This window comes from Clostridium sp. MSTE9 (genome assembly GCF_000277625.1).
In the GTDB taxonomy this organism is placed as follows: Bacteria; Bacillota; Clostridia; order Oscillospirales; family Acutalibacteraceae; genus Faecalispora; species Faecalispora jeddahensis.
Map to the genome: position 1 here is coordinate 94111 of NZ_AKFU01000011.1, position 17790 is coordinate 111900.

The window sequence follows — 17790 nt, forward strand, 5'->3', positions numbered from 1 at the left end:
GCAATTATAAGCCATGCAAATAAAAAATTAGGAGGCTCTTTTTTATGAAAAAGGTACTTGCATTTGTCCTTGCGGCGGCAATGGCGTCGTTACCGCTTGCGGGCTGCGGCAGCAGCGAGAAACCTGCTGCGTCCAGCGGGGCGCCCGCTTCTCAGGCAGCGTCCACCGCAGATTCCGGAACCAAAAGTGTGGAAGGCAAAACAGTGGTGTTTATCCCGAAGCTGACCGGCAACGCGTTCTTCGAGTCCGCAAACGCCGGCGCACAGAAATACTCCAAGGATTGGGGCTTTACCGTCAGCTATCAGGGCAGCCCGAGTGCCGCTGTTGCTGATCAGGTACAGGTCGTGAACAACGCCATCGCCAGCGGAGCGGATGCCATCTGCATTTCTTCCGTCGATGCCACCGGTCTCGATTCCGTACTGAAAAAGGCGAAGGATGCCGGCATCACCGTAGCGACATGGGACTCCGACGTTTCTTCCGATGCCCGTACGCTGATGGTCTCTCAGGGCACACCTGACATCCTCGGCAAAATGCTGGTTGACATGGGCGCCGATTCTCTGACCAAGAGAGGCAAGGATGTCAAGAAAGACGCGATCAAGTATTGCTGGCACTATTCTCAGGCGACTGTGGCCGACCAGAACTCCTGGCAGGTAGCAGGCGAAGCTTACATTAAAGAGAACTATCCCAACTGGGAAAACGTAGCCCCCAGCAACTACTATTCCGAGCAGGATGCGGAAAAGGCCGTTTCCATCGGTTCCTCCATCCTCGAGGCGCACAAGGATATCGACCTGATCATCTGCAACGACTCCACTGCTCTGCCCGGCCAGCTGAAGGCCGCTCAGAACAAGGGTCTGACCAAGGATAAAGTGACGATCACCGGTTTTGCTTCCCCGAACTCCATCCGTGACTATGCGAAGGCAAACGTCATCGAGCAGTGGGGCCTGTGGGATTGCGGAATCCAGGGCGCGATGGGCTGCTACTTGGCTGCTTACCTGGCCGCCGGCAACACCGTTAAGGTGGGCGACACCATCGACATCCCGAACATCGGCAAAGTAGAAGTGCAGCCCAACGACAGCCTGGTATCCGGCGCGAAAACCGGCGACAGCGACAACGGCGTGGTTCTGCTGCCCGAGCGCGTGGTTTTCACCACCGCCAACGTGGACAATTACAACTTCTAAACAACCGGGTTTCGGTTCCCGGCCCGGCGAATGAATGGAAGACGGTAATTTAACTGCGAGTTTTCCGTAAACAGTGAAGTCAGGACTGTTGTCCCTCCCCGCCGCAGGCAGGGAGGGACAACAGAGACTTCGCTTTTGATCGGAAATTCGTGTTCTTTCAGACTTTTAATGGATAAAGGAGATCAATGATTATGGCTGACAAAGACGGCAACAAAGTTGCAAAGGATTATCATGTGGAAGTGCCTTTCGCCAATCAGGGCGGTTTTCATGTGAAAGGCTCAAACAGTTTGGATTGGGGTATGAAGAAGCATCTTGGCAACATTTTCGACTCCAAAAGCGGAAACACGGTGATGTTCGCCTTTGACCATGGCTATTTCATGGGCTCCACCGCCGGCCTGGAACGACTGGACCTGCTGATTCCCGAGCTTTTGCCCTATGTCGATGTGCTGATGGGCACACGCGGTGCGCTGCGCACGTGCGTTCCCCCGGAGTGCCGCAAGGCGATTGCGCTGCGCACAACTTCCGGCTCCTCCATGCTCAACGACGATCTTTCTCACGAAGTGATCGCCGTGGACATCGAGGACTGCATCCGCATGAACGCGGACTGCATGGCCGTGCAGACTTTCGTCGGTGCGGACGGACAGCTCTCCAGCCTGGACAATTTATCCCGTACCATCAACGCGGGCCTGCGCTATGGCATCCCCACCATGGGCGTTGTCGCGGTCGGCAAGCAGATGGAGCGGACCGATCGGTTCTTTAAGCTGGCGACCCGCCTTTTGGCAGAGCTGGGGGCAAACATCATCAAAACGTATTACTGCGAGAACTTTGAAGAGATCGTTTCGGCCTGCCCGGTTCCGATCGTAGTTGCAGGCGGCAAGAAGCTGCCGGAGGACGAGGCTCTGACGCTGGCGTATCGTTCGATCAGCGAAGGCGCACGCGGCCTGGATATGGGACGCAACATCTTCCAGAGCGAGAATCCTGCTGCTATGGCAGAAGCGGTCGGCAAGATCGTACACCATGGCTTTACAGACAAACAGGCCTTCGAGTTCTACCAGGACGCGATCCATCAGTAAAACAGTATTTTCTCCCCGCCGCCAGATCCGGCGGCGGGGAAAACGCGACGAAGCCGTATGCCCTTATCCTGTTTTGGATAGGGGCTTTCGGTGTTTTCCATACCGTAAAATGGGGTGAAATATATGATTGAAAAGAAAAAATTCCATACCATTGAAGAACTTCAGCGGCTCCAGTATTTTGCAACAAAATGTTCTTGCGACGTGGGTCTGCATTCTTTGGACGGCAGCATCATTGTCGATGCGAAAAGCTACATCGGCATTTATGCGCTGAATTTTAAGGAGCCCATTCTGGTTGTGAGCGAATCCAAGGAATTCTTCGACATGATTGAGGGCATCGGCGAAACGCTGGAATAAGCAGGCTGAGCCTGCACGCATGTCGCGGGATAGTGTGGAGAAAGAATTCCGTTTCGCGCTCCATTCGTCGCGCATGCGCTGTCTGTTTCTACGCGGAAACGGCCTTTCAGAAAAGCTGCTGCAAGCAACTCTGCGAGTTGACGAGAGCGCTCTAAAAGTGATCGCCGCCGGATGAAAACAGAAAACTGTTTTTCTGCGCAAATCAGGCGGGTGGACACTTTTAGTGGAGCGCCTTTAAAGTAGTCTTGGGTTATACTTGCAATGCATGTTCCCTCAAAACGGATTCCAAAGGTGTCTTTTGGAAGGCCTTTCCTTAACGCCGCCCTTTCGCGAAAGTAAGTGCCCGCCCCGGCATGAGGGGGAAGCCCCGCACAGAAAGCATAAAAACAGACATGAAAAAGGAATGCATCCATTGGTCTAGCCTTTGGATGTGTTCCTTTTCTTTATTTTTTATTCTTTTTGCTAATAAAGGTTCTCTTTCATATTTTCAGCCATATATTGAATCAGTTCTTCTGGTGTGGGAACGACGCTCTTGCAGGGAATCTTTTTCCACCTTTCCCTTATAGCCGGATCTTGACTGCGCAACCCCATCAGTATGGCTTTTTCTATTTCTTTTCGTATTTCTTCAACTGCGAGTCCTTCCTTTGCCGCTGTTTTTCTGATTGCTTCTTCTGCATCTATCCTTTTCATAGACATTTCCCTTTCTTTTAATTGACATTTAGTAAGTGTCATATCAAGAGCTATTTTAACATATAATTCACTCAATGACAATTACTGAATGTCATGGATTGGTGAGATGTTATGTATAAAAACAAAGCTCTTGATGGAAGCAATAATATTTGCGGGAAACGTATCAAAAAATTCCGTGAGCGGCTGCCGGAAAAAACTTCTCAAAAGCAGTTTTCCGATATGCTGCAGATTGCCGGGCTGGATGTAGATAAAAATGCAGTCCAGCGGATAGAAAGCGGAGACCGCTTTGTTACAGACATTGAATTGAAAATCATCGCCAGGGTATTGGGCGTATCTTATCAGGAATTACTGGATTAACACAGGAGTCAGGCTGCCATTTTTGGCGGCTGACTCTCGTTTTTTATGGCAGGGAATACAGAAAAAAGAGAATGGACACGTGGGCAGGCGTCCCGCGCGGCCATTCTGTTTTATTTCCCGCTATCAGCGGATATAATCATTGCCCACCAGCAGATCGCGGATCAAGTCAGTCGGGATTACAAAATCCACAACACCCATATACCCGGGCGCCACCTCGTACTTATCAAACGAGACTACAAGCTCGTGGTCGGTGTTGATATAAAAGTTTTGTTCCGCCGAAATGTTCTGGAACAGCTCGGTGCCCTCACCTGCGTCTATGCCCTCTACCCAGTAAATCTTATCCGGGTCGGCTTTGTTCTGGTCGATCATCTGCTGACGAATGTTCTTGCTGATGACCTCGACATACTGCTCATCCTTGAACAGGCTGGGCAGGGTAATAAGCACCTGGTTCTTTTTATCGATGGTATCATATTTCATCGTGGTCGAGGAAGAGCCGACCGTATTGACAACATAACGGCCAATCGAAAGAATGGCGTCGTCGTCGCATTTTACCTCATAGCCACTGTCTACTCCAAGGTGTCCGCCGCCGTTTTTCTTCAGTTCGGCAACCTCGGCTTCAAACTGTTCATACAGCTTTTTGTTTTCTTCCATATACTTCTGGTTCAGGCTGTTTTCCAGCGGCTTGTTGCTTTCAAGGCCCTCTACGGCAGGGGTCTTGATATTCGCGTGATAGGTGCCGTCATCCATCGTATACTCACGGAAGGTAAGTACCTTTACAAGGCTGCCGACAACCGGCACATTTCCCATTGTGGCCGCAAATACGGGGCTGATGTTTGCTCCGGCCGTGATTACGACGAAAGCTGCGGCGACAGAAGCGGCTGCTATTTTAATGCCTTTATGGCTGCGTTTGTTTTCCATAGTGGTTCCTCCATTTTCCTGCAATGCTTTCCGAACGACAAAATCCAGTTCCTTCGGGATCGGTGTGTCCTGGTACTGCTGCTTCAGCTGTTTCAGATCCTGCTTATTCATGTGAGTACCTCCTTACTCTGCTTCGCTCATTTCCACGCGCAGTAGTTTCAGTGATTTGTAAAGACGCGTTTTCACGGTACTGAGATTCTCGTTCAGAATTCCCGCGATTTCTTCGAGCGTCAAATCTTCAAAATAGCGCAGAACGACAATGCTGCGGTACAGATCCGGCAGACTGTCCAGCGCCCGTTTCAGGTCGATATCTTCATAGTGATCGTCGGCCGCGCTTTCCCCGTGCAACAGGATATCCTCGTCCGGCTCGGCCTCGCGCTTTTTGCGGCGCAGAAAATCCAGCGCCGTATTGACAACGATCTTGTAAAACCAGGGGCGGACGGAATCGGATTTATGTAGCGACCGTTTTCCGGCCATGGCTTTGTAAATCGATTCCTGTACAATATCGAGCGCGTCGTCCTTGTTATGAACATAGCTGAAAGCCAGCCGATAAATCTGATTTTGATTCAGAATAATGTAATTTTCAATGATCTCTTGTGTATTGCTGTCACCCATTCGTACGAAATGCTCCTTCCCGTATCTGATGGCGCCATCATTTATCTTACACTAAATAGACGCTGCGGCCTATGGAAAAAGTTTCAGACTTTTCAAAATTTTTATTTTTATTAAAAGGGTTATCAAAGCGTAAAAGAACAAGACGCACACGCTCTGGTGTGCGTCTTGTTCTTTTATAGAATAGGGGGATAAAAGTGTTTTATACGGCCTGAATTTTTTTAGCTTGCACAACAAAGCGCATGTCGCGCTGGTCGTTGACACAGGTGGAGAGGGTCACGATCTGACTGCTTGGGCTGACGGTAACCCCGGTGTCGTACAGTGCCAGCTTGGTCATAGCCTTTAGATATTGCTCGTATTTCGACTGATTCGGAAAGGACAGCGTGTAGGTCTCACTGTCCGGCGCGGCTTCGTGTACAGAAAAGACCTCGCAGATGGCTTTGCCGCCTTCGCTGTACAGCTCCAGCAGCGGATGCTGCTCCCAGTAGGCTTTCTCCCGGAAGCGGAGCAGTTCGGCGAACATGGTGCCGTCATGCATGTTGTGGCCGTATAGGATGGAGTGCTGCGCAGAAAGACCGTCTGAAAGTCGGGAATCCAGAAAAATCGCCCCGGCGGTGTTCCGGCTTTTATAAAAGGTATGCGTCAGGTAATAGAAGTTGTCGTTGCCCTGTACCACCGGGTAGCTCAGGCCGGTATTCGGCAGACGAAGCCAGCCCGCCGCGTCGCTGTTCTGAGCGGCGAGCTTTTCATAATCAAAGACAAACGGCTTTTCCTCCGGCGTGCCCGATTCCAGAGGGGCGGCAGTTCCCCTGATCGAGGAAGCCGGGAGGGACTCCATACTCTGCTCAGCCTGCCGGTATTCCTTGCCTGCATTCTGGTATTCCATATAGGCGGAATAAAACTGCAGGCCGCAAAAAGCCAGTATAAACAGACATACCGCAATGGTAATGCCCTTCCAGTGCAGGAGCAGCGCCCGTTTGGCCTCCGCGAGTGCGGGAGTCAGCTGCTTTATGTGAGAAATCACCGCCGAAGAAAATGTGCCGGCCGGCGCGGTATCCTCCGGCAAATTTTCCGCCGGGGCAGGCAGTATGGCTGATTCTCCAGGAGAAAGCTCCGGTGTTTCTATAACTGCTGCGGCAACGGCGTGGGAGGGGCCCATCCAGATGGCAGAAACGGCCGCAACAATCGGGACAGCCAGAATAATGCCAAAGCTGGCGGAAAAGGCCTGCATGATCTCAATGCCGATTCCGTAGGAGTTTACGATCTGAATGTAAGGCAGGTCATACACATAATTCGATACCAGCATGCTCAAAGAGCCGCCCGCAAACGCGAGAATCAAAGTGGCGGCGTTGCTCCCCATGATATCGCGCCCCACCCGCATGCCGGAGGAAAAAAGCGCTGCCCTGCCGAGCGTGGGGCTGCTTTCATGGATTTCGTTGATGGTGGAGGCGATCGAGATCGAGATGTCGATCGCGGCGCCCAAAGAGGAAATCAGCAGTCCGGAGAACAAAAGCCCGCCCACCTGAATTTTGGTGCTGTCCGCCAGGAACAGCAGATTTTCAATGTCGGATACATTATAGCCGGAAACCCCTGAGAAATAGCCGAAGATCACTGCCGCCGAGCCCGCGATAATCACGCCGGACACCGTGCCGATCATGGCGCAGGCTGATTTTTTGGTCGGCCCGCCGATCAGGTACACCGTCACCACGGTGGTGACGGCTGCAACCAGCACCGCCGCCCAGAACGGGGAGAACCCCCGGAACACCAAAGGCAGGTACAGCCAGAAAATACAGGCCAGCGTGAAAATCAGCCCAATGGAGGACTTGATTCCCTGTTTGCCCGCAATGATGCTCAGCAGCAGGAAAAACAGCAGAACAAATACATAGATGACCTTTTCACGGTCTGCACTGTATACAGAGGTGACCGAAATATCCCCGGAAACGCTCTGAATCGCAATGACCTCCATACCGGGGGTACAGCCCGCACCGAACAGATAGCCTGCGGCACTGGTTGCGTCTACCGTTTGCCCCTGCTTTGAGCCGCTCAGCATCAGAAGGCGAACCTGCTGTTCTCCGTAGCGATGACCGTCCTCCTGTAAATTATCCTTTACGACCTCGACGACTCTGGCGTGCTCAAAGGTACGCCCCACGGTTGTGACCAGCTCGGGCTTTTGCACCTGATTGAGCTGGTACAGAAAGAGTACGAACACCACGGCCAGTACGGCAATAACGGCTCTGCGCACGTTTGCTCTTCGATCTGCGAAATATTTTTCTGCAATCTTCTTCAGCATGTTTTGATTCCTCTGTTTTCTCTAGGATTCCTTCCGTGAGCGCCGGCAGGACAAAGGGGGCGAAAAGCTTTCGCTCTGCGCCCCGGGCCGCCAATACGATTGTGTTGTTTATTTTGCGAGCTTGCCCTTTTTCTCTTTCAGTGTCGCCACACCTGCCGCGGCCAGACCAAGAACGGCGAGCGCCGCCAGTGCACCGGTGCCGGTCAGGTCGTTTGCGTCCCCGGTTTTGGGAGTGGTGGTTTTCGAAGTGGAAGCCGTGTCTTTCGCGGTGTTGCCGGTGGCCGCTGTGGTGACTGCCGGTGTGCGGTTTACCGTTTTCTCAATGGTAAAGGTGCTGTCGATCTGGCTTACCTGATCCTGACTGATGCTGTAAGTTGAGATGCTGAAGGTTTTGTCGTCCAGAGAGAGAACCGAATAGCTGGGCTGCCAGTTCTGGTTGCGGTATGCGATGAAGTTCTGCTGCTGGTGGGTCAGCTCGTAGAACTTGCTGCCGGTAGCGGAGTTGGCCGTCATGTACAAAGTGCCCTGCGGATTCACTACTTTGGTCGATTTGTCTCCGGTAATGGTATAGGCCTCGTTTCCTTTCAGGAAGAGTGCGTTCGCCGCCATGGCCTTTGCGTCCTTCTCATCGGGATAGTATGGGAGCACCTGCTTGGTGGATTTGTCGATCACGTTGTCCCAGTCGAAGGTGCCGTCTGCCAGCTTGTTTGCATCGTAGGTCGGATGGGTTTTGCCGTCGCCCTGCAGCAGGTAGCTGCGGGAATAGCTGTGGTCGTGTCCCTGAAGGACCACGTCAACGTCATATTTGTCCAGAATAGGGGTCAGCTGGGTGCGCAGCACCATGCCGTCCGATTCCGAGTGATCCAGTCCGCTGCCGTAAATATCCTGGTGGAACATGACGATTCTCCAGCGGGTATTTGGGTTTTCCTCGGTTGCTTTTTTCAGCAGAGCCTCATGGTCGGCACAGTTGTAGTTGTTGGTGTTCAGCACAACGAACAGCGCGTTGCCGTAAGTATAGTAATATCCGTTTCCGGCCACAGAGGGGCTGGTTTCTTGGGTAAAGGCATTCGGGTTGTTGAAGTGGAAGCTGTAGCTCTTGTTCGTGGCGTCGTGGTTGCCGATGGTCGTGGCCACAGGCAGGGATTTCAAAGCTGCGGGGTACAGGTACCCGGCGTATTCCATCTCGTTTCCGGGGTCGGTGCCGTTCACGTTTTTATTGATCTGGTCGCCTGCGGACAAAGCAAAGCTGACGTCGGGATTGCTTTTCAGGGCAATGTTCAGCGATTTGTTCCAGTTAAAGGCGTCGTTTCTTGCGGCGGTGTTCAGGGCCGATTTGTTTTCCAGCTCATTGCCGGTAGAAACGGTCTGTCCCTTTGAAGCGCCGATTTGCGGGTCGCCGAAGAACAGCATTTTAAAGCTGGAAAAGCTTTTGGTAGCGTATTTAACGGGATTGCTTTCCACGCCGTTCACCTGGTAGGTGTAGTAATAAGTGGAGTTTTCCTTCAGGCCGCTGACGGTCACCTTGTTGGAAATATACCCGTCGATCGCGGGGGAAGTGGTGCCGGTAAAGGTTTTTGCGTCGCTCATGTCCTCTTTGGTTGCCAGGCGGACCACCGGTGTTGCCGTAGTACCGGTTTTCGAGTACCAGCCCAAATTCAGTTCCGTTTCGTTTTTACCAGGTGTCAGAGAAACCTGCTGATAATCTGTGCTGACGGATGATGCCCACTGCTGCTCCCAGCCGGACCACGCGGAATCCTTTGTGGCATCGTTGAAGTGTTCTGTGGCCGCAAATGCGCCGGTCGCTGATGAAATTGCCAGTCCGGCTGCCAGAACGCTACATAAAATCGTTTTTGAACTTTTTTTCATGTTACCCTCCTTGATTCACTCTTTCCATTTTTTGGGCGAAAAAACCCTCATTACAGGTTCAGTATAGAAAGCCCCAAATAAGATTTCAACAAACCTAGGAAATCTTCTCACAGGTTTAAATTGCCTTTAACATTTCTTCCCGGATTCTCCCGGTTCACGCTTTTTTCGCTTTCTAATGGGAGGCGCTGCGGGGGATGATGCGGGTATCTTCTTTTGTATAGATACATATATAAATGAAAAGGGGGACAGGATTGAGGAAAAACATTCATAAAACACGCTGGGGCTTCATAAATTAGAAAGAGAAATCCTAGGTGCTGCGGCCGAAGATCACAGTGGAAGCAATCAACAGCATAACGGCTCGGCGATTCCGCTTTTAAGCGGTGTGTCCGATGGGAAGGCAGCTGCCCTGAGAGTCAGAGGGAGTGAGAGAATGTATTTGATTTTAAAGAAAAGACATGTGGCCGCGGTGCTGGCGTGCTGTTTGCTGCTGATCGGCGGGCCTCTTGCTTACCGTTTTACCGCGGGAACAGCGGTGGAAACCGGCGCGGCTGTCAGCTGGGGGCTTAGCTTTCAGGGCCCGCAGGGGAATACCCCGGTGGTGGATGCAAGCGATGCGGATTTAAAGCCCTATAATGCGTATTACATAGGCGATACCAGTCAGAAGAAAGTATACCTGACCTTTGACTGCGGGTACGAAAACGGCTATACCGCCTCTATTTTGGATACCCTCAAAAAGCAGAACGTCAAGGCTGCGTTTTTTGTGGTTGGCCATTATATTGATACCAGCGCCGATCTGGTCAAGCGCATGACGGAGGAAGGCCACATTGTGGGCAACCACACCTACCATCATCCCGACATGGCGAAGATTCAGGATAAGGCTTCGTTTGAAAAAGAGATCAAGTCTCTGGAGGAAGCTTATCAGACGGCTGTCGGACAGCCGATGAAGAAGTTCTACCGCCCGCCGCAGGGAAAATACAGCAAAGAAAACCTGCAGATGGCAAACGAGCTTGGCTACCGTACGATTTTCTGGAGCCTTGCGTATGTGGATTGGCAGGTTGATAAGCAGCCCAGCCATGAAGAGGCGATGAAGAAGCTGACGACGCGGATTCATCCCGGAGCGGTGATTCTGCTGCACAGTACGTCCAAAACAAACGCGGAGATTCTCGATCAACTGATCACCGAATGGAAAAAGATGGGATATACTTTCGGTACGCTGGATGAGCTGGTCGCCTGACAGATTTTCCGTTGTCAGCGATATTTCTAAGAGTTTGCCGCCTTATCATTTCCAAATAAAAAAACCGGCTGAAAAAAGCCGGTTTTTTTGTTTGAAAACAGCAATTTAAGAAAATTTTATTCGAAAAAAGCGAAAAAAAGGCCGCGGTTTATTAGAAACCGCGGCCTTTTTTTCGAATAAAATATCTATTATTTTCATTATATTCGACTTTGTTCGGGTCGTCAATAGGCATATACAGAAGGGGAAACCTGTGCCGAACCGGAAAAAACAGCCCAGGAAAAATGGAATGAATTGGGATTGACGCATTATTTTGCTATAGTATTAGTTATTCGCCGTCAAAAAGGCGGTCATTTATATAGAAAGGAGCATCAGTTTATGCCAAGACGCGGAGAAAATATCTATAAGCGAAAAGACGGCCGTTGGGAAGGCCGCGTATTAAAGCCGGAGGGAAAATACCAGTATGTCTATGCCAGAACCTACAGGGAGGTGAAAGAAAAAAAGAAAGACTTGCAGGATCGTGTAAAAGCCCGATCGGCAAATAACATCAGGTTTGTCTGCAATTCCGCTGAGCTATTTGAGACGTGGCTGAACGGCGGTCTGGCCGACCGGGTGAAGCCCTCGACCTATGAAAGCTACTATCGCTGCATCACGAAATATGTAATTCCCTTTTTTCAAAAACATGGCAACAACAGGATTACAGAGCAGTCGGCTGCTGAATTTGCAGGCAGAATCAGCAGCAACACAGAGCTTTCGGGAGCCTATAAACGAAAAATCCTGTCTATCTTTAAAACTGCGCTGAGGGAGATCATGAAGGGGGCTTATGAATCTGTACTGAACGAAATCTCTCTGCCGAAAGCAATGAGCACAAATGTCCAGATTTTTTCAGTCAAAGAACAAAGATTGATTGAAAAAACGCTGATCGAATTTCAGGACAAGTCAGCGCTTGGAATTTTGCTTTGCTTTTATACCGGAATCCGTCTGGGGGAAATCTGCGCCTTGAAGTGGGTAGATATCGATTTTGACGCAGGGACGATGATCATTACAAGAACGGTGTCCCGCATCAAGAATTTTAATGATACCGGCAATAAAACGATCCTGTCGGTTGGGATGCCCAAAAGCCAGAAGTCTGTCAGAAAAATTCCTTTGCCGCAATTTGTGCTGGATCTGATCCGGAAATACAAAATATATGCTGTGGACGAAAATAATTATATTCTGTCCGGGACGAAGACTCCCATTGACCCGCGGAGCTATCAGAAGCTGTTTCAGAAGGTCCTGAAAAAAGCCGGGGTGAAAAGCCGCAAGTTCCACGCGATCCGCCACACCTTTGCGACCCGTGCTCTGGAGCTGGGAGTGGATATCAAAACACTCAGCGAAATACTGGGCCACGCGAACGTTTCCGTTACACTGAATATCTATGCGCATTCCATGTTCGAGCAGAAAAAGAAAGCCATCGATAAAATGAACGCTATGTATGTTTTGCATGAGGAAAGTGCTTCATTCGCCGTCTTAAACTCCGTCGCAAATGCTTGAAATGCCCACGGGGCATAGGGTTTGTGCGAAGCTCCAGCGCGGTTTCTAATAATCTGCGGTCAGGGTACTCAAAGCAGTCGTTTCAATGATTCCTTTGAAAAGTGACTGTTTTTTTACATAGAAAAAGAGATCTGTATGATTCCCGAATTTTAACGTATTTCCGCTTTTCGTGGAATACGGAGAAAATCCTGAAATGATTTGCCCTGCGCCGAAAACCGGGGCCTGGGAAATAGCTGCCCACAGGATCTTAGTATGTTCCATCACTGGAAAAATAAAATGTTTTTTCAAAAGGAGCGGATGCAATATGAAGCCACGTTGTGCGGAAAAAGATATTTACAGCAGATCGGGAATTCTTTTATACGCAAAGGGGCAGGAGCTTACCCCAGAGGTATTATCAAAATTGGAAAATATGGATCTGTTAGAGGAAAAGTTCTTATTTACTGAAGACAAAAAGGCTTCTTATCATGGCCTTCCTTTCTTAAATACAGAGGAATCCGCCTCTGCTGGCGAAGCAAGAAAGGCAGGGCTTTCGCTCTATTGGAATGATCTGAAAAAGCGTTTTCCGGGATCTGTAAATGGGATGGAAATGGAAAAATGCTCTTTGATTCTAAACTCTGTACTGTTTGCGGACAATCGCCGCCCCTGGCGAATTTATATCGATACTCTATGGCAGCATGGCGGGCGGCTTTATACTCACTCAATGGATGTCGCCATTCTCAGTCTGCTGATTGCATCCGCACTCGGCTGCCCGAAAGACAGCATGACTGATATTTGTCTGGGGGCGCTGCTTCATGATATCGGCAAAATATTGATCCCGCAGCGGATACTGGACAAAGCTCCTGAAGCGCTGACAGAGCAGGAGTCCCTTCTTCTGCGCCAGCACTGTGAATTAGGTCATGACATGGTTCAAGGGGCAGGGCTGAGTGAAAATAGCCGCAATATGATTTTACAGCATCATGAACGGCTGGATGGTTCCGGATACCCCAACGGGCTTACAGCGGCGTCCATTTCCCAGGCTGCCCAAATCTGCCTTGTAGCAGATCAGCTGGATTTTACCACATCGTTTCATTCATCGGGCAGCTCGAATTCTTCTACTGCCAGCAGCGGCATTCGGGAGATGAGAAATGCGATTCGTTCGCTGAAGGAGCAGAAAGACCAATATCCTTATGAGCTTCTCCTGGCTGCGGAGAAAAAAATCTTTCAGGATCTGGAACCGTAATGGAAAAACCAGGAACAGATCCTTTAATCCATCAAAGGGATAAGAACGCTACCGGCCCAGTCGGCGGCGTTCTTATTTATGTCATTCATCGCAGGAAAGTGTCAAAATACAGCGGAAATGCTTGCATTTTCGTGCTGTGTGCATTACAATAGAAAAGTTGATTCACATGCCGTTTTTTCGGCTGCGTGAGCAATCAAACACCGGCCGCGTTCCCGAAACGGGTTAGGCCCGGCGGAAGATTTGTGCGGCTGTTGGCGGTGGAAACAATGAGAATGAGAAAAAAGGCATGGGCGCGCCCGGAGCTGGCCCATTGTCCATATTTTATCAGCAGCCCCGAAGAATGGAAGGGCCGCTGGGGTGAATGGTTTGCCGAAAGGCATCCGATCCATCTGGAGCTCGGCTGCGGCAAGGGGGTCTTTCTGGCTCAGCTTGCGCCCCTTCATCCAGAGATCAACTACATCGGCGTCGATCAGAGCCCGGATGTTTTGGGCGTGGCGCGCAGGAATCTGGAAAAAGCATACAGTGAGCTGGGTGCGCCGGTTCATAATGTGGCGCTGATGGCGCATCATATTGAGGACATGCCCAAGATCATCGATCCGAGCGACAGGGTGGAGCGGCTCTACATTAATTTCTGCAATCCCTGGCCGAAAGTACGGCACCATAAGCGGCGTATGACGCATCCGAATCAATTGGAGCTGTATAAGTCCTTTCTGGCCGACGGTGCGGAAATCCATTTTAAGACGGATGACGAGGAACTGTACCTCTCTACGCTGCGGTATTTGGAAGAAAGCGGTTTTACGCTGTTGCGGTCTACGCAGAATCTTCACGCCGAGCAGTGGGAGGAAAGCCCTTCTACAGAGCATGAGCTGATGTTTTCCGCCGAGGGGATTCCCATTAAGGCGGCAATTGCCCGCTGGGGGAGCGCAAAGTGATTCTTGCAGGTTTTGCCAGGTAAACTTTCGTATTTTGAACAGTGATACTAAAAAAATTGCAAAAGTTGAAAGAAAATGAACACGAGCAGAGAACAAAACGCATTTTTTTAGGTTTCAGTTGCAAAAACTGCCCGGCGGGAGTATAATTTGAAGAAAGATTTTTCAAAGATTGGTTCTCTTTTAGGCAGGTCGCTTTTACAGAGCAATGCGCTAACTTTTTTGTATTTTAAAGTGTGGCAGTGTGGCTGCTTGCCGCCTTTGGCCCGGCTGATTTGTTGTAAATGGAAAAAGGAAAGTCGGACAAGAGGGGTCCGCGGATATGTATTTTCGGCTCTGCCGATGATATATTAATTTTATTTTAGGAGGAAACACGATGAAACAGCGTATCTTAGCCGCTGCAATGGCTGCGGTAATGATGGGTGCTGCACTGACCGGCTGCGGCAATAAGCCGGCGGAAAGCGGCTCTTCCAGTGCCGCCGCAAATACGGATGCAAGTGAGATTGTGATTGGCGGTCTGGCCCCGCTGACCGGTAACGCCTCTATTTATGGCATTGCGGTAAACAATGCGATTCAGCTGGCGGTTGAACAGATTAACCAGGGTGAAGGCGTTCTGGGCAAAAAGATCAAATATATTTCCTACGACACCAAAAACGATGCGACCGAAGCGGTCAACGCTTACAATAAACTGGTGCAGAACGACAAAATCGTAGCGCTGGTCGGCGACGTTACATCTACCCCCACGCTGGCGGTTGCGCCTGAGGCGGTAAAGAGCGGCATCCCGATGATCTCTGCTACCGCTACTGCCGAGGATGTTACCGCGGCAGGCCCGAACGTATTCCGCGCTTGCTTTACCGATCCCTTCCAGGGCGATCTGATGGCGAACTACGCGAGCAAGAAGCTGAATGCAAAGACCGCTGCTATCATTTATAATATGGCTGACGATTATTCTGTCGGTCTGGCGGAGACCTTTGAGAAGACCGCCAAAGACCTTGGTCTGGAGATTGTCGCGAAGGAAAGCTACACCACCAACGATGTGGACTTTAAATCGCAGCTGACCAAGATTGCCGCGAAGAGCCCCGACGTGTTCTTTGTGCCGGTGTATTATCAGGATGTTGCGCTGATCGCCACACAGGCCAGACAGCTGGGCATTAAATCCACCCTGCTGGGCGGCGACGGCTGGGACGGCGTCATTGAGCAGATCGGTAAAGACAATGCTTCCGCTGTGGAAGGCTCTCTGTTCTGCAGCCAGTATTCCGCGGAATCCACCGATCCGGCTCTGCAGAAGTTCCTTGAGGACTATAAGGCAAAATATAACACAGATGCCAACATGTTTGCTGTTCTGGGTTATGATGCTCTGCACATTCTGGTGCAGGCGATTGAAGAGGCCGGCTCCACCGATTCCAAAGCGGTTGTTGAGAAATTGACGGCCATTAAATACAGCGGCCTGACCGGCGAGATCACTTATGATGAGAATCGCAACCCGATCAAGCAGGCGGCGATTACCCAGATTAAGGGCGGAGCCTATAAGTTCCTCGAATACTATTCGAAATAAGCAATAACTGTGATAGTCTGGTGAAAAGAGGGCGATTGCATCACCCTCTTTTTGCCGTATCGAATCAAGGAAGGTGCGGACATGGGGTTTATTTCACAGGTAATTAACGGCTTGGGGCTGGGCAGTATCTATGCCCTTGTGGCGTTAGGTTACAGCATGGTGTACGGAATTGTTCAGCTCATTAACTTTGCGCACGGCGATATTATTATGGTGGGTGCATACGCGATGTTCCTTTTGCTTACGGTCGCGGGCGCTCCTCTTTGGGCTGCGGTTCTGGGCTCTATTTTGTTCTGCGTGGTTGCGGGTGTGTTCATTGAACGCGTTGCGTACCGCCGCCTGATCAATATGAAAGCACCCCGAATTTCTCTGCTGATTACGGCAATCGGCGTCAGCATTTTTCTTCAGAATCTGTCGCAGCTGCTGTTTACCTCCAGCGGCAAAACGATCCCCAGCATGTTTGATCTCGGCACACTCGAGGCCGGTACTCTGCAGGTGCCGTCGGGCAGCATCATCAATATCCTCACCTCGGTGGCGATGATGGTCGGCCTGAGCTTTCTCGTCAATAAGACCAAAATCGGCAAGGCGATGCGCGCTACGTCGGAAGACGCCGCCGCTGCCCGGTTGATGGGCATTAATACCAACCACTCGATTGCGTTTACATTCGGACTTGGCTCCGGCCTTGCGGCTGTGGGCGCCGTGCTGTACTGCAACACATACCCCATGATCACCCCTTATATGGGCGGTCTGCTGGGCCTAAAAGCCTTTGTCGCGGCTGTTCTGGGCGGCATCGGCAGCATTCCCGGCGCCATGCTGGGCGGCTATGTGCTGGGTGTTGCGGAAAGCCTGACAAAAGGCTATATTTCCAGCAGCTTTACCGACGCGGTTGTCTTTGGCATCCTGATTCTTGTTTTGCTGATTCGTCCTGCGGGTCTGCTCGGCAGGAATGTCAGCGAAAAGGTTTAAGGAGGCGCAAAGAAGCATGAATCGAAAAAAAGTCGCCGTTTACGGCGTGATCCTTGCCCTGATCGTGGCGATTTACGCCCTGGTCACAGGGCTTTCGAATGCCGGTGTGCTGAACTCGTATTATTCCGGTATTCTCATAATGGTTTGCATCAATATTATTCTGGCAACCAGCCTGAACCTTTCTACCGGTTTTTTGGGCCAGCTGATTTTGGGCCATGCCGGTTTTATGTCGGTCGGCGCTTATGCCGCTGCGCTGTTTACCTTGCGCGCCGGACTGCCGGATTCGATTGATTTCCCGATTGCGCTTCTCGTCGGCGGATTGACAGCGGCCTTGTTCGGCCTGCTCATCGGCATTCCCGCTCTGCGCCTGAAGGGCGATTACCTGGCGATCATTACGCTGGGCTTCGGCGAGATCATCCGTGTGATCATCATTAACCTAGACTTTACCGGCGGCGCCAGAGGCCTGCGCGGGATTCCCAGAGAGACGAATTTTTCCTGGGTGTACCTGCTGGCGGTGCTGACCGTTGCGATTATTTTTGCGTTTATTCATACCCGGCACGGCCGTGCGGTCATTTCCATCCGTGAGGACGAAATCGCCGCTGAGGCTTCCGGTGTCAACACAACGTATTATAAGCTGCTGGCATTCATTATGTCGGCGTTTTTCGCCGGAATCGCCGGCGGCCTGTACGCGCACCATATCGGTATCCTGAACCCCAGCAAGTTCGATTTCAACTATTCGGTCGAAATTCTCGTCATGGTGGTTCTGGGCGGCATGGGCTCCATTACCGGTTCGGTCATCGCGGCCACGGTGCTTACCATCCTGCCCGAGGCCCTGCGTGATTTTTCAAGCTACCGCATGCTGGCCTATTCGGTTGTGCTGATCTGCGTGATGCTGTTCCGTCCCTCCGGCCTGCTAGGTCAGTATGAATTCTCTTTGACCCGCCTGTTCGGCAAACTGAGCGGCTCGAAAGGCAATAAAACAACGAAAAATTCCGCATCAGGCGGAGAAAAGGGGGCGTAAC

16 protein-coding genes are annotated in these 17790 nt (G+C 51.0%); 11 read left to right on the plus strand and 5 right to left on the minus strand.

The genetic code is table 11. From position 1 onward, the window contains the following. The first annotated feature begins 44 nt into the window (after positions 1-44). The 3 genes from HMPREF1141_RS02425 (at position 45) to HMPREF1141_RS02435 (ending at position 2605) form a co-directional block, all read left to right on the plus strand. Entirely contained in the window at positions 45-1178 is a 1134-nt protein-coding gene (locus HMPREF1141_RS02425) for a substrate-binding domain-containing protein (RefSeq protein ID WP_009060716.1), read from the plus strand. 191 nt (positions 1179-1369) lie between these two features. Beyond that, positions 1370-2251 carry a 3-hydroxy-5-phosphonooxypentane-2,4-dione thiolase gene (lsrF, locus tag HMPREF1141_RS02430; RefSeq protein WP_035316427.1) on the plus strand — a complete coding sequence of 294 codons (882 nt, stop codon included), beginning with the start codon at positions 1370-1372 and terminating at the stop codon, positions 2249-2251. 123 nt (positions 2252-2374) lie between these two features. Further along, a complete protein-coding gene (locus HMPREF1141_RS02435; protein WP_009060618.1) occupies positions 2375-2605 on the plus strand; it encodes a hypothetical protein in 231 nt (76 codons plus the stop codon). A gap of 462 nt (positions 2606-3067) precedes the next feature. On the opposite strand, the gene HMPREF1141_RS02440 is transcribed toward HMPREF1141_RS02435, so the two are convergent. Next, the gene (locus tag HMPREF1141_RS02440) at positions 3068-3295 is read right to left on the minus strand and encodes a hypothetical protein (RefSeq protein WP_009060525.1); all 228 of its coding nucleotides are present in this window, start codon (positions 3293-3295) and stop codon (positions 3068-3070) included. A 111-nt stretch (positions 3296-3406) separates the two neighbouring features. Here HMPREF1141_RS02440 and HMPREF1141_RS02445 point away from each other — a divergent pair, with 111 nt between their 5' ends. After that, on the plus strand, positions 3407-3652 hold the full coding sequence (locus tag HMPREF1141_RS02445) for a helix-turn-helix transcriptional regulator (protein ID WP_009060670.1): 246 nt from the start codon (positions 3407-3409) through the stop codon (positions 3650-3652). A 123-nt stretch (positions 3653-3775) separates the two neighbouring features. On the opposite strand, the gene HMPREF1141_RS02450 is transcribed toward HMPREF1141_RS02445, so the two are convergent. The 4 genes from HMPREF1141_RS02450 to HMPREF1141_RS02465 form a co-directional block, all read right to left on the minus strand. Continuing rightward, a complete protein-coding gene (locus HMPREF1141_RS02450) occupies positions 3776-4681 on the minus strand; it encodes a DUF3298 and DUF4163 domain-containing protein (RefSeq protein WP_009060741.1) in 906 nt (301 codons plus the stop codon). A 12-nt stretch (positions 4682-4693) separates the two neighbouring features. Next, entirely contained in the window at positions 4694-5185 is a 492-nt protein-coding gene (locus HMPREF1141_RS02455; RefSeq protein WP_009060569.1) for an RNA polymerase sigma factor, read from the minus strand. Between the two features lie 199 nt (positions 5186-5384). Then, entirely contained in the window at positions 5385-7472 is a 2088-nt protein-coding gene (gene srtB / locus HMPREF1141_RS16790) for a class B sortase (protein ID WP_009060695.1), read from the minus strand. A gap of 108 nt (positions 7473-7580) precedes the next feature. Further along, the gene (locus HMPREF1141_RS02465; protein WP_009060532.1) at positions 7581-9338 is read right to left on the minus strand and encodes a metallophosphoesterase family protein; all 1758 of its coding nucleotides are present in this window, start codon (positions 9336-9338) and stop codon (positions 7581-7583) included. Between the two features lie 430 nt (positions 9339-9768). Here HMPREF1141_RS02465 and pdaA point away from each other — a divergent pair, with 430 nt between their 5' ends. The 7 genes from pdaA to HMPREF1141_RS02505 all read left to right on the plus strand — a co-directional run bounded on the left by pdaA (position 9769) and on the right by HMPREF1141_RS02505 (position 17789). Then, positions 9769-10572 carry a delta-lactam-biosynthetic de-N-acetylase gene (pdaA, locus tag HMPREF1141_RS02470; RefSeq protein WP_009060674.1) on the plus strand — a complete coding sequence of 268 codons (804 nt, stop codon included), beginning with the start codon at positions 9769-9771 and terminating at the stop codon, positions 10570-10572. A 375-nt stretch (positions 10573-10947) separates the two neighbouring features. Continuing rightward, the gene (locus HMPREF1141_RS02475; protein WP_009060640.1) at positions 10948-12102 is read left to right on the plus strand and encodes a site-specific integrase; all 1155 of its coding nucleotides are present in this window, start codon (positions 10948-10950) and stop codon (positions 12100-12102) included. 580 nt (positions 12103-12682) lie between these two features. Continuing rightward, the gene (locus HMPREF1141_RS17460) at positions 12683-13321 is read left to right on the plus strand and encodes an HD domain-containing phosphohydrolase (protein ID WP_196795019.1); all 639 of its coding nucleotides are present in this window, start codon (positions 12683-12685) and stop codon (positions 13319-13321) included. A gap of 266 nt (positions 13322-13587) precedes the next feature. Further along, positions 13588-14253 (plus strand): tRNA (guanosine(46)-N7)-methyltransferase TrmB, encoded by a 666-nt coding sequence (gene trmB, locus HMPREF1141_RS02490; protein ID WP_009060574.1) that lies wholly within the window; start codon positions 13588-13590, stop codon positions 14251-14253. Positions 14254-14626: 373 nt separating this feature from the next. Beyond that, the gene (locus tag HMPREF1141_RS02495) at positions 14627-15805 is read left to right on the plus strand and encodes an ABC transporter substrate-binding protein (RefSeq protein WP_009060646.1); all 1179 of its coding nucleotides are present in this window, start codon (positions 14627-14629) and stop codon (positions 15803-15805) included. Between the two features lie 81 nt (positions 15806-15886). Continuing rightward, complete coding sequence (locus tag HMPREF1141_RS02500) at positions 15887-16768, plus strand: branched-chain amino acid ABC transporter permease (protein ID WP_009060634.1); 882 nt, start codon at positions 15887-15889, stop codon at positions 16766-16768. 16 nt (positions 16769-16784) lie between these two features. Continuing rightward, complete coding sequence (locus tag HMPREF1141_RS02505; RefSeq protein ID WP_009060719.1) at positions 16785-17789, plus strand: branched-chain amino acid ABC transporter permease; 1005 nt, start codon at positions 16785-16787, stop codon at positions 17787-17789. Position 17790: the final 1 nt, after the last annotated feature.